We start from the raw sequence: 12448 nt of genomic DNA, 5'->3' as shown, positions 1-12448 counted from the left end.
AATTGATTAAGAATCGACCAAAAACAATCATTTATTTAGAGGAGGAATTTTACATGGTAGAAAAACAATTTACAATCACAGATGAAGCAGGTATCCATGCTCGTCCAGCTTCAGCATTAGTGGGATCTTTATCTAAGTTCAAATCAGACATCACATTAGAACATAAAGGCAAAAAAGTGAACCTTAAATCGATTTTAGGGGTTATGTCCCTCGGAGTGGCTTCCGGGTCCACTGTTACTGTGGCTGCAAATGGAGAAGACGAAGAAGAAGCACTTGCTCAAGTCAGCCAGGTTATGGCTTCAGAAGGGCTTTCAAACTAATGACCAAAACACTATCCGGAATCGCCGCTTCTAATGGCATTGCCATTGCAAAAGCATTCAGACTTGAAAATCCGGAATTGATTGTTGAAAAAACGATCGTAACGGATGCAGAGCAGGAAGTAGCCCGTTTAGAAGCCGCATTAACCCAATCCATTTCAGAACTTGAAACGATTAAAGAACAAACTTCTCAGCAGATCAGTGATAAAGAAGCCGCCATTTTCGGAGCCCATTTACTGGTGTTAAGCGACCCGGAATTGCTGGGCCCGATCAAGGAAAAAATTGAGACCGACAAAAATAATGCGGAATATGCTTTGCAGGAAACCGCAAATATGTTCATCCAGATGTTCGAATCAATGGACAATGATTATATGAAAGAACGTGCAGCAGATATCCGCGATGTCACAAAACGCGTGCTGTCCCACCTTTTGGGGGTGTCCATTCAAAGCCCAAGCATGATCTCCGATGAAGTCGTGATCATTGCGGAAGATTTGACCCCTTCCGATACAGTGCAATTGAATCCGAAATTTGTTAAAGGATTTATTACCGATATCGGCGGACGCACTTCCCACTCGGCCATTCTAGCCCGAACTTTGGAAATACCGGCAGTTGTCGGGGCGAAGACTGCAATGGAAGTTATTGAAAACGGAACAACCATCATCGTTGATGGACTCGATGGCCAAATCATCATTGATCCGGACCAAGAAACCATTGCTTCTTATGAAGAAAAGAAAGCGCAATATGACCGTCAAAAAGCGGAATGGGCAAAACTGAAAAATGAGCCGACCATCACAACGGACGGCCATGCAGTGGAACTTGGCGCCAATATCGGCACACCGAAAGATACGGTTGGCGTTTTGGAAAACGGCGGAGAAGCGATCGGTTTATACCGCACGGAATTCCTGTACATGGGCCGTGACCAGTTCCCGACGGAAGAAGAGCAATTTGAAGCTTATTCTTCGGTATTGAAAGCGATGGAAGGCAAACCGACGGTAGTCCGTACATTGGACATCGGCGGCGATAAAGAGCTTTCTTACTTGCAATTGCCGAAAGAATTGAACCCTTTCCTGGGCTTGCGGGCAATCCGTTTATGCCTGGAGATGGAAGATATGTTCCGGACACAGCTGCGCGCTCTCTTGCGTGCAAGCGTCCATGGCAATCTGAAAATCATGTTTCCGATGATTGCAACACTCGACGAATTCCGCCAGGCAAAATCGCTCGTTCTCGATGAAAAAGCGAAGCTGCAGACAGAAGGCCTTGAAGTCAGTGATTCGATCGAAATCGGCATCATGGTTGAAATTCCTTCTACTGCTGTTATGGCGGATACGTTTGCAAAAGAAGTGGATTTCTTCTCCATTGGCACGAACGATTTGATCCAGTACACGATGGCGGCTGACCGTATGAACGAACGCGTGTCGTATTTGTACCAGCCTTTCAACCCGGCGATTTTGCGACTGGTGAAAATGGTCATTGATGCTTCGCATCGCGAAGGCAAATGGACAGGCATGTGCGGAGAAATGGCAGGAGATGAAATTGCCATTCCGATCCTGCTCGGCCTCGGCCTCGATGAATTTTCAATGAGCGCTTCATCTATTCTGAAAGCACGTGCACAAATCAGCAAATTATCAAAAGCCGATATGGAAAGCCATATTGACCATATTCTAGCGATGGACACTTCAGTGGAAGTTGCCACTTACGTAAAAGAAAAAATGTAAAACAAAAGCCCCCAAGGTTCAAAAGAACCTTGGGGGCTTTTAAGTTGTTGAGAAAGTAAATTTACTTTGTTTTCATCACTTATCCTATATTCCGCCAACCAGCTCCGCTTGCCGCGGGCGAGCGCCAAGCCTCCTCAGCCGCTTCGCGTCTTGCGGGGTCTCGGCTGTCTCGTCGCTTACGCTGCCCCGCAGGCAAGACATTGGCCGACGCCTGCGAGGGCGAGTCTTTGCGACGAAGCAGCGAAGCGATGCAGGAGCAGTACGGTTTTCTCCGCTGGTTGGCTCCATATCTAGAGAGCAGGAACAAAAATTATAGAGCTTTCCAAAATACTCACACTTTTAGAGCATCTCTAAAAGTGACAAGCGGAAGCAGCATGCAGCGGAAGGCGGCGAAGGGCAAAGATGTGCTCCTGCAGCGCCAGGCGCTTCGTCGCAAAGGCACCACCCAACTATGGTTGGCTGATGCCTTTCCTGCGGGAATAGTGTGAGTCCTGAGACCCCGCAGGGAATGAGGTGGGCAAAAGCAGTTTGCCCACCTCATTTGCGACGAAGCTAGCGCAGCGATGCAGGAGCACAAGGCTTTTGTCAGCGAGCGAGGAGGCTCAGGGCCACACCCCGCGGAAAGCGTCCGCCCTGGAGCGAAATGATAGAAAAGCATAAGTGTCTTTCAACAGCCTAAAAGCTACAAGGTTCTTTTGAACCTTGTGGCTTTTTTAATGTCCGGTGCGCTGCTGCAGGATTGCATCAATCAATTGCTGCTTGGATAGGATGCCGTCCGGAAAATCCAGCATTCTCGCCATCTGAGCTACCGCTGGAGGCTTCAGCATACTTTTTTCCAGAATTCCGGCATCATAAAAAATTCTGTTCGCCTGGTCGTCGGCAACGAGCTTTCGGTTTGCCATGACAACAATCCGTCGGAAATAGTCGGTGACAAATTCCATATCGTGCGTGATCGTAATGACCGTCTTCCCTTTTTGTTCTAGCGTCTCCAGCAAGCGCCCAAGAATTTTCAATCCGATTTTGTCTTGCCCGGCCGTCGGTTCATCAAGGATGATAATATCCGAATCCATCGCTAGAACAGACGCAATCGTCACGAATTTACGTTCAGAGTATGGCAGATTATAGGGATTTTCTTCCGCAAAATCGGTGATCCCACAAATCTCCATTGCCCATTGTGTCAGCTCATCTACACGTTCCGTGTCAAACTTCATATTTTTCGGACCAAAACGGACCTCGGATTCCACATCATTATGGAAGATTTGATCATCCGGATTCTGGAAAACGTAGCCGACTTTCTTTGAAACTTGAGCCGTAGTGTATTGTTTGGTATCCCAATCACCGACAAGCACCGTTCCAGCCGTCGGTTTCAGTAAGCCATTCATCAGTTTTACTGCAGTCGTTTTCCCAGCCCCGTTCTGTCCGACAATGGCAACGCGCTCGCCAGTTCTGACCGACAAGGAAAAGTCTTCAAGCGCTTTTGTGCCGTCCGGATAAGAGAAACTGACATTTTTCAACAGAAGGTCAGTCACGGGCAATCACTCCATTCAAATTCAGCGCTTCTGCCAATTCGCGATCTCTTATCGGCAAAAACGCCAGTGGCATCCCGGCGTGTTGAAGCTGTAGTGCAAGTTCTGTAACGTGCGGATATTGTATTTCATATTGTGCGAATTGCGGATCTGCGAAAATGTCCCGAACGGCGCCTTGCATAACGAGTTCCCCTTTATGCATAACAAGCAAGTCATCGGCATATTCAGCAATCAAGTCCATTTTATGTTCAACCAAAATAATGGTTTTGCCCCGTTCTTTCATCAAGCTGATAATGTCGAAAATCTGCTCTGTTCCAATAGGATCGAGCTGGGAAGTCGGTTCGTCAATGACCAGAATATCGGGGTCCATTACTATTATGGACGCAAGGGCAACACGCTGTCTTTGGCCACCTGACAGCTCAAATGGGTTTTTATCGCGCAGATGGTCGATTTTAACGAGTTTCAGCATCTCCTCAACCCGCAAACGAATTTCTTCAACCGGTATCCCCAAATTTTCTAAACCGTATGCCACTTCTTCAAAAACATTGTCTTTAACGCCTGAAACTTGAATAAATGGGTTCTGGAAAACATAACCCACTTTCTCAGCCAATTGGCCAAGCTGCGTATCCCGTATATTGATGCCCTCAACAAGAACTTCGCCTTCCAGGTCTCCTTTATAAAAATGAGGAATAAATCCCCGGATGGCGTTGCAAAGAGTTGTTTTGCCTGAACTGTTATTGCCGATGATGGCAGTGAATTTTCCCTTTTCTATGGTAAAGGACACATTTTTCAATACATAATCATCACTTACCGGATAACGATATGATACGTTTTTTAAATCAATTATGACTGCGGCCATACGAAAACCCTCCAGACGAGTAAAGCGATGATGATTAAAAGAAAAACAATCGGCAGAATCCTGTCCAAATTGCTTCTTGTCAGCTTATGCAAGCTGGTCTTTTGGACCGGTGCCGAAAATGCACGGGACTCGAGTGTCAAGGCCCGTTCTTCAGTGCCGGCGATAGAAGACAAAATCAGCGGTGTTAAAGTTGGAATAAATGCTTTCGCCCGCACGAATAAGGAACCTTCCGTTTCGACGCCTCTTGTTTTCTGGGCTTCCATGATGGTATTAGCTTGGCGGCGCATTTCCGGGATTATTTGCAGCGTAGATAAAACCACATATGCACCCATCGGCGGCATACCTTTGTCCTCAAGTGATTTAACAAAATCCCGCACCTCTGTCATTCTAAAGAACAGCACAAAAGCAGAGCCGATCGCCAAGATGCGGGAAGTCAACAGGAGGCCGTAATAAATGCCTTCTTGCTTGATTTCAAAAATCCACCATTGCCACAGCACTTGTTCACCTGGAAAGAAAAAGATTTGCATCAGAAAAACAATGATTAATACGCTCAATAAAGCTTTCAAGACAATTTCAATAAACTGTTTGAATACGCCCGCCATTATGGAAATAGCCAGCAACACAAAAAATAGTGAAAAAGCAAATAGGTATCCTGGAACGATTAAAACAATCGCTAAAATGAAAAGTGCAAAATAAAATTTGGTCATCGGATGAAGCTGGAGCAATGTATTTGTTTTCATAAATGATGCCACCTCTTTTCCATAGCTGCACCTAAGTTGCTGCGAAGATCAATAAAACATTTTTTATATCCGGCTTCTGCGCTTCATATAAAGGTGGCCATATTTCAGCTTTGATAAATATCGGTCTGACATGCCTTTTACAATGAAAAAGACAATCAGGACAGACACCACTTTATCGGCGATTTCAACGATAAAGCTGGATGAAAATACGGCTGTCCATAATTGCTGTCCCGATGCCAGGAAAGTTGCCGTAATCAGAGAAGAGGTATTTCCTGTAGCGCCGCCGAATACCAAAACCGTAATCGGTGCTGATACGACAACGGCAATCAATGTAATAATGATGCCCGAAATGATCGTTCTCGGTACGCTTTTAAAAAAACCATATTTGGAGAGAAGTCCGGCTCCTACACCGATGGCCATTGAAGTTAAGGCATATGGCAAATAAGTTGGATTGAATATCGCATTGATCAAGTTGGTGATAAGTCCCGCAAGCAAAGCCACCCACGGCCCTGCAATGACACCGACTAAAATGGTGCCGATGGTGTCCAGGAAAATCGGCAACCGCAGAACATTTGTCAATTGAAAACCGACAATATTGATTGCGACTCCGATTGGAATCAACAGCATGGCCATTAAACTGAAATCTTCTTTAAAACTGCGCTTCATCTTTTTTCCCCCTTTAGTTATGGTCAACTTTCTGCAGGCTCATCTTTTTGATTGCATCGACAAATTGGGCGACAAATTTTTCCCGGTCGACCGTATGCAGCACTTTCGCATTGGCCGCCTTCCCGGAACGCTGGGCATAGTCGACGACAGTGGTCCCTGCCGTCAATCGGCCTTCCGTCTCGATTTGAACAAAACAGTCATCGCCGTCAAACAGTTCCGGAGTTAAGACATACGAGACTGCACATAAATCGTGCAGACGGATGCAGTTTTCGAAATCCGGCGTGTGAAATGCCGTCTGTTTTGCCTCTTTGATATAGAAGCGAAGCATTTTCAAGACTTTTAAGGCCAAATCGGAACCGATGCTTTCAATTTTTCGAAGTTCTTCCAGCGTTACATACGCTTTATGTGTGACATCCAATCCGCTCATAACAATCGGAACACCGGAGCGGAATACTAAATCAGCGGCATGAGGATCAACATATACATTAAATTCAGCGGTTGGGCTCATATTTCCGCCAACTGCTGCTCCACCCATATAAGAAATGAATTTAATTTTCTGTTTGACTTCAGGATGCGTGAACAGCAACGCTCCCAGATTTGTCAACGGGCCGGTTGCGATAACCACTACCGGTTCCGTGCTGTCCATTAATACTTGTTTCATTGCTCCAATAGCCGTTCGTCCGCTCAACTCCAGCGATGATTCAGGAAATTCCACATTCCCAAGACCGTTGTCTCCGTGGACAGCATCTGCAATTTCGAGCTCTTTGAACATCGGCTTGTCCAGACCTTTTGCGATTTCGATGTCCTGTCCCAAATAGCTGGTGAATGCTAATGCATTCGCTACTGTTTTTGCTTGCGTCTGATTTCCCGCTTCTGTTGTAATCAGCTTGACCTTCAGTTCCGGATGAGCAAAAGCTAAAGTCAATGCCATCACGTCATCAATACCGGGATCGCAGTCGATAATCACCGGAATAGCCATCTAATACCTCCTCCATATAGTTCCTGGCCTTCGTCGAACAAATGCTTTACCAAAATCGTACTCTCCCCTTTAAGCATTTATATCTGTCCTCCAAAGGTCATTAAGTAATTCGATTACGAACTGTAAAAATCCTGCACTGAACAAGAGTGGCATACGGTTTTCTTCCGGAAATATCCGGACATAAAAAAAGAGGAGATCGCTGTCTCCTCTTTAAGCATTGCTGAATTATTTGTCTTCATGGACGATGGATGTCAAATTGGTGATTTTCCCTCCAGTTTCCGAATTTACTTGGTATATGTCTTGATAGGAATAAGATTTGACATTGCCATCTTTTTCATTGACCATCATTTTTCCGGTTACAGTGGCTTGGAGACCTTCAGTTTTAACATTGTCAATTGTGACCTTCACATCATGGTTGGTTTCCATGGCGCCGACATAGCTCAAAAATTCTTCTTTCCCGCGAATGGTCTCTTCGCCTTCCATCTCCCAAATGATGTCATCCGCAACATGTTTTTTAAGAAAATCCAAGTCACCGATTACAAAAGCTATGTTCATTTCTTTAAAAAACTTTTCGCTTTTCACATCTGCCATATAGAATTTTCCTCCTTAAGGAAATCTTTTTTATTCAATACCCGATAGTTCACTTTTAAACCCAACTTTGCTGCTGATTTATTGAGTTGCCGCAGGCTTACTGCTTTTGTTTTTAGCCAAAAAATCAATGATGCCCATTGAGCTGACTTCCATATCAAGTTGGATAATATTGTAAACGTGATGATCATCAGCCACGTGCAGCGCCTTCAAATATTGCCTTACCCGATCCATCAATCTGGCCGTGATGCCATCGGAACCATAACCGCTGTCAACTGCCTTTTTCGCCTCATCCAAAAAGACCTCGAGCCAGCCGGAAACTTGTTCAAGCGCGTCCTTGGGGTTTTCGGTCATTCCGTAATGGCCATAGTAGATAACATCCAAGTTCTGTTTCAGCATCCGGTCAATCGCTTGTTTCATGGCAAGTGGATCAAACTGATTCGGGGAAGTCGACGGCAAAAACAAATCGATGCCATCCGGGACCAGCTGCTCGTAGCGGATTCCAGCCGTGTCTCCGGCAAACATGCCGTTGCTGACAGGATCATAGATGCCAAAGTGATGATTGGCATGGCCCGGCGTATCCCAAAATTCCAGCGTACAAGTCGGGCTGAGCTGCAATCGGCCGCCTTCCGTTCTGATCAGCAGCCGGCTTTCCGGAACCGGTATGATGGGATTGAATAATTTATCAAACTTTTCACCATAAACCAACTTGGCCCCAGCAGCCAAACGGCTCGGATCCACAAGATGCCGTGCCCCTTTTGGATGGACCACAATTTTGGCGTTCGGGCAATCTTGAAGCAACAGCCCTGCTCCACCGGCATGGTCAAGGTGGACATGGGTGACGATTATGTACCTCACTTGCTCCAGTGAATACCCTAAATCCTTTAGCCCGCTTTTTACATGCTGCACCGAAGGGCTCGCGCCTGTATCAATAATTGTTAAATCCTGCTCATTGATTACATAAGTTCCTGTCCTTTCTTTTAATCCTAAATCCCATCCGTCAATAATGTGAATGCGTTCGTTTAATTGTTTATGCACGGCCATCCTCCTTCAATTCAAAACTATACTGAATATTCTAACACTTACACCTACAAAAGCATACTTCTGTCCTTTGACTTGTCTTAAATAAAAGCCTTAAGAAATCTTTCTCAAGGCCTTATTTTATATTTGCTGAAGCAAAAGCGTAATAAAGATGCCTAATGCTGTAATGAACCCGATAATTGGTCCGCCTTTTTCATGGGCTTCAGGCAGCATGGTGGATGCCACCATAGCAATGATGCCGCCGGCTGCAAAGGCACTGAGCAGGGCTTGCACATCTAGTGATGCATTTTCCAGGAATGTGTAGCCGAAAAGGGAACTTAAAGCGGATGCCACCAGCACAAAAACCCACATCAACAGCACTTTCTTTTTGTGGAACCCGCCTTTTTGCAAACCGGTTGTACTGGAGATGCCTTCAGGCAGATTACTGATGAAAACAGCTGCAATCAAAGCAAAACCGATGCCTCCACCTTGGGCAATGCCAAGCCCGATCATAGCTGTTTCCGGGATAGCATCCATGATAGTGCCAAGAAAGATGGCCATGCCAGAACTTGCTTCCGAATTGCTGGGCGCATCCCTTCCATGCCCGGAGCGTTTGCGGTGCATACCGCCTTTCCGAGTAACCAAAATATCCAAAAAAGTAAAAATTAATGCGCCTCCAAGAAATCCCAGTGCTAGATACGTCAACCCGCTGATTTCCATCGCTTCCACCAAAAGCTCAAATGCCACGGCTCCGATAAGTGCTCCGGTACCAAGTGCCATAATATAACCGATGAGCTTTTGTGGAAGCGCGACGGCCATCACTATCAATGCGCCCAATAAATTGGCTCCGCCTGCAACTGCGCCCCAAAATAGCGCTTGCCCCATACACCCCACCCTTTCCTTTTCATTTCCATGCTTTACCGTTCCCGTAAATTAACAATCATAACCTCTAAAGAAATTCAAATTTTGCAATCGTTATTTTATTGCTCGGAACGGGTATGCCTTATTAAATGGATAATATGCTGGGAGATGAAGATGTTGGCAAATCATGATGAAAAGCTGCCTGTTTGGACCGGAATATCTGTCGAAAAAACCCTTCCGATCCGGAATCGAAAAAGCCATAAAGGAACCTACGGCACCGGGTTATTATTAGCGGGCAGTCGGGACATGCCAGGTGCTGCGCTATTAACCGGGCTTGGGGCTATGCGCTCTGGAATTGGAAAACTTGAGATTGGAACCGAATCGGACGTAATCCCTCTAGTGGTCCCTTCCCTTCCGGAAGCTACGTATATCCGAAATGGCATAGAGAGAGTAGCAGACGGCACGCTTGAACTGCATAAGTACCGTGCAGCTGCCATCGGGCCTGGCGTTGTTCCGAACCGGATAACGGAACATGCTATCGAACAGCTTGTCGATTGCGATTGTCCTGTTGTGCTCGATGCGGGTGCTTTATCCAAAAGGATATATGATGAGCGGCCAGCTCCGATTATTTTAACTCCTCACCCTGGAGAGTTTTCAAGAATTACAGGAATTTCAACACAGGATCTGGAGAAGCAACGCGGATACTACGCGTCCATGCATGCGAAAAAGCTGGGGGTCACCATCGTCTTGAAAGGACACCAGACAATCACTGCCTTCCCGGATGGTGAGACCTGGGAAAACTCTACCGGAAATCCCTCGCTTGCAAAAGGCGGCACTGGTGACACATTGACAGGCATGATTCTCGGGATGCTCTGCTGCCATGAAGACTGGAAACATGCAGTTTTAAACGCCGTGTTTCTCCATGGGGCTTGTGCAGACCAGTGGGCAGAAACACGTTCTACGCAAACAATGCTGGCTCATGAAATAACTGAATTTCTTCCAAGTGTATGGAAAAGATACGAGACCAAGTAACATAAAAGCACTTAAACACTAATGATATTGATCTTTTGAAAGCAAAACCAGGTAATGGTTTTCAACTGATTCTTGATATCAGGTGACTGCATTATTGAACTTTTTCCGCTTTATATGAAAAAATAGCGGTATAAAACAACACCGAGCTGTCTCTTCAATGCAAAAAGCCATGCCCATAGAAGTCAATAAAATCACCACATAACAGCCATGATAGATTTCACCGAATAAAGTATGCGTCCCTCGCCTTTTTCGTACTGAAAAACCCACAGCGCCTGACAGCAAACAGATGCTTCCTGCAATGATGTGGACAATGAGCGTCCCTGCGAAAAAGCTCATATAGCTATCACCGCTTTCTATAAAACTGGAAATCCTCTTTGATAGATTCGAGTTGCCGCCTCCCTTTCCCAGGTTTCTTCTGCTACACTCTCTTTCCCCTATCTGTTCGATTCAGACTCTCAACCGAAAGAATGCCTGTTTTTCTGCTATTCTTCAGGTTTCTGAAAAAGCTTAATTATTGCACGTTGATTGCTAATGCCACCTTTATCCCATATAATTGACCAAAATCGAAATGAAATTCTGATAAAAGGAGCCTGAAAATGACTAAAGAAAAAGAGATACACAATGAAATCGGCAAATATATTTCAACGGTTCTCCAGGATCAATTCGGTCAAGGCCCCCAATCAGTAATGGCAACAATCAAAAACCCATTTATCGTCATTCATTTTAGCGGCTTTTTAATGGCTACTGAAAAAGTCTTGATGCGACGGCAAGATTCAAAAAGAGTGATGGAAATCAGGGATTTATTAATGAATAGCATTAAAACGGAAATATTGAAAGGCATAGCCAAAATCAGCGGGTTGGATGTGGTGGAATTCTACGCAGACTGGAATCTTGAAAAAGAAACCGGCATGTTTATCATCGTACTGGATGAAACGTCTGATCCCACCGCATTTGAATGGCCAGCAGACCTTAACAAAGAAGCACTCATCGAGCAGATTGTCCAAATCAGCAAAAAAACCCAAAAAGCCCCGGATTCAATCACGGTTTATGCCTTAAACAACGATGTTCTGCTCGTAGAACGATCTGGCATCATGGTTGACATCGAAAAAGAATTGATTAAAAACGGTGTTATTGAAGAATTGCGGCTTGCTAAACGACCGCTGGAACACCGGATTATGAGTGCCTTGGAACTGGAGCCAATTTTGCATCGACCGATTTCTGAATTGTTCGTCGACTGGGATTTTATTAACGACAAAGCTTACCTGGTTTTCATCTTGGAACCGGTACTTCCATAACGACTAGCAAAAATACAATTTTCATTTAATATCCAGTGAAAATCGCGAATCCATTCATAAAAGGAGGCAGTAAAATGGCAGTGGATAAACCGATGGAAGCCGAAGTTGTTGCCTATATCTCCAGTTTATTGCGTTCGAATTTTGGAAAAGGCCCTACTTCTGTCTACGTCACCTTAAAAAGTCCTTTTATCACCATCCATTTTCGTGGCTTCCTGGCACCGATGGAAAAAATTCTGATGAAGCAGCAAGCGTCCAGACAAGTATTGGAAATACGAGATTTGCTGATGAACGATCTTCGTTCGGAAATTATTTTGGAGTTAAAGAAAATTACTGAACTGGACATACAAGAAATTTATGCGGATTGGAATCTAGATAATGAAACTGGAATGATCATCGCCGTATTAGATGAAGATCCTCGGGAAGAACAGTCCGGCTGGCTGGAAGAAATAGATCAAGAAGCTTTTCGGACAGAAATAGACAAAGCCAGCAAACTAGCCGAAAAACAGCCTGAACGAACAGAAGTCTTTTGGCTTAGTGAGCGCACTGTTCTCGTAAGGCGCTTCGAAATTTTAGTACAAATAGAAAAAGAACTCATCATTAACGGTTTTTCCGAAGAATTAAAGCTTGCCAAACGCCCGTTGGAACTTAAAGTATTGGAAGAAGTCCAACTCGAGAAGGTGTTGAAACGAAAAATCCTGGAAACTTTCGTCGATTGGAATTTTGATACAGCCGTCGGTTATACCGTATTCGTCTTGGAACCTCAAAAAAAGTAATGTTCTTCATGGAAAAACCAACTGCTAATTTATTCGGCTATGTTTGCTTTCACAGACGTCCATATGGAAAGGCGGAG

13 protein-coding genes are annotated in these 12448 nt (G+C 45.0%); 5 read left to right on the top strand and 8 right to left on the bottom strand.

Annotation, left to right across the window (positions count from 1 at the left end; all coding sequences use genetic code 11):
• Positions 1-53: 53 nt before the first annotated feature.
• Both AC3AQ9_RS04115 and ptsP read left to right on the top strand, forming a co-directional pair.
• The gene (locus AC3AQ9_RS04115) at positions 54-320 is read left to right on the top strand and encodes a phosphocarrier protein HPr (protein WP_036804699.1); all 267 of its coding nucleotides are present in this window, start codon (positions 54-56) and stop codon (positions 318-320) included.
• A complete protein-coding gene (ptsP, locus tag AC3AQ9_RS04110) occupies positions 320-2032 on the top strand; it encodes a phosphoenolpyruvate--protein phosphotransferase (RefSeq protein ID WP_488306172.1) in 1713 nt (570 codons plus the stop codon). The genes AC3AQ9_RS04115 and ptsP overlap by 1 nt, the downstream gene beginning before the upstream one ends.
• A 713-nt stretch (positions 2033-2745) precedes the next feature.
• Here the strand turns inward: ptsP and AC3AQ9_RS04105 are convergent.
• From AC3AQ9_RS04105 to AC3AQ9_RS04070, 8 genes are all read right to left on the bottom strand, one after another.
• Complete coding sequence (locus AC3AQ9_RS04105) at positions 2746-3561, bottom strand: energy-coupling factor ABC transporter ATP-binding protein (protein ID WP_488306171.1); 816 nt, start codon at positions 3559-3561, stop codon at positions 2746-2748.
• The gene (locus tag AC3AQ9_RS04100; RefSeq protein WP_488306170.1) at positions 3554-4417 is read right to left on the bottom strand and encodes an energy-coupling factor ABC transporter ATP-binding protein; all 864 of its coding nucleotides are present in this window, start codon (positions 4415-4417) and stop codon (positions 3554-3556) included. The genes AC3AQ9_RS04105 and AC3AQ9_RS04100 overlap by 8 nt, the downstream gene beginning before the upstream one ends.
• Positions 4402-5157 (bottom strand): energy-coupling factor transporter transmembrane component T, encoded by a 756-nt coding sequence (locus AC3AQ9_RS04095; RefSeq protein WP_488306169.1) that lies wholly within the window; start codon positions 5155-5157, stop codon positions 4402-4404. Before AC3AQ9_RS04095 ends, AC3AQ9_RS04100 begins: the two co-directional genes overlap by 16 nt.
• 63 nt (positions 5158-5220) lie before the next feature.
• Entirely contained in the window at positions 5221-5823 is a 603-nt protein-coding gene (locus AC3AQ9_RS04090) for an ECF transporter S component (protein WP_488306168.1), read from the bottom strand.
• 13 nt (positions 5824-5836) lie between these two features.
• Positions 5837-6802, bottom strand: coding sequence for a nucleoside hydrolase (locus AC3AQ9_RS04085; RefSeq protein WP_488306167.1), 966 nt, complete (start codon positions 6800-6802; stop codon positions 5837-5839).
• Between the two features lie 225 nt (positions 6803-7027).
• Complete coding sequence (locus AC3AQ9_RS04080; RefSeq protein ID WP_488306166.1) at positions 7028-7393, bottom strand: nuclear transport factor 2 family protein; 366 nt, start codon at positions 7391-7393, stop codon at positions 7028-7030.
• Positions 7394-7471: 78 nt separating this feature from the next.
• Entirely contained in the window at positions 7472-8428 is a 957-nt protein-coding gene (locus AC3AQ9_RS04075; RefSeq protein ID WP_488306165.1) for an MBL fold metallo-hydrolase, read from the bottom strand.
• Between the two features lie 123 nt (positions 8429-8551).
• On the bottom strand, positions 8552-9295 hold the full coding sequence (locus AC3AQ9_RS04070; RefSeq protein WP_488306164.1) for a ZIP family metal transporter: 744 nt from the start codon (positions 9293-9295) through the stop codon (positions 8552-8554).
• A 150-nt stretch (positions 9296-9445) separates the two neighbouring features.
• Between AC3AQ9_RS04070 and AC3AQ9_RS04065 the strand changes: the two genes are divergently transcribed.
• The 3 genes from AC3AQ9_RS04065 to AC3AQ9_RS04055 all read left to right on the top strand — a co-directional run bounded on the left by AC3AQ9_RS04065 (position 9446) and on the right by AC3AQ9_RS04055 (position 12371).
• A complete protein-coding gene (locus AC3AQ9_RS04065; protein ID WP_488306163.1) occupies positions 9446-10303 on the top strand; it encodes an NAD(P)H-hydrate dehydratase in 858 nt (285 codons plus the stop codon).
• A gap of 596 nt (positions 10304-10899) precedes the next feature.
• Positions 10900-11598, top strand: coding sequence for a Na-translocating system protein MpsC family protein (locus tag AC3AQ9_RS04060; protein ID WP_488306162.1), 699 nt, complete (start codon positions 10900-10902; stop codon positions 11596-11598).
• Positions 11599-11672: 74 nt separating this feature from the next.
• A complete protein-coding gene (locus AC3AQ9_RS04055; protein ID WP_488306161.1) occupies positions 11673-12371 on the top strand; it encodes a Na-translocating system protein MpsC family protein in 699 nt (232 codons plus the stop codon).
• Positions 12372-12448 lie beyond the last annotated feature (77 nt).

Source organism: Planococcus sp. VCh962, assembly GCF_057748275.1.
The sequence above is the reverse complement of the archived record's forward strand: the minus strand, read 5'-3'. Positions and strand labels throughout refer to the sequence as shown.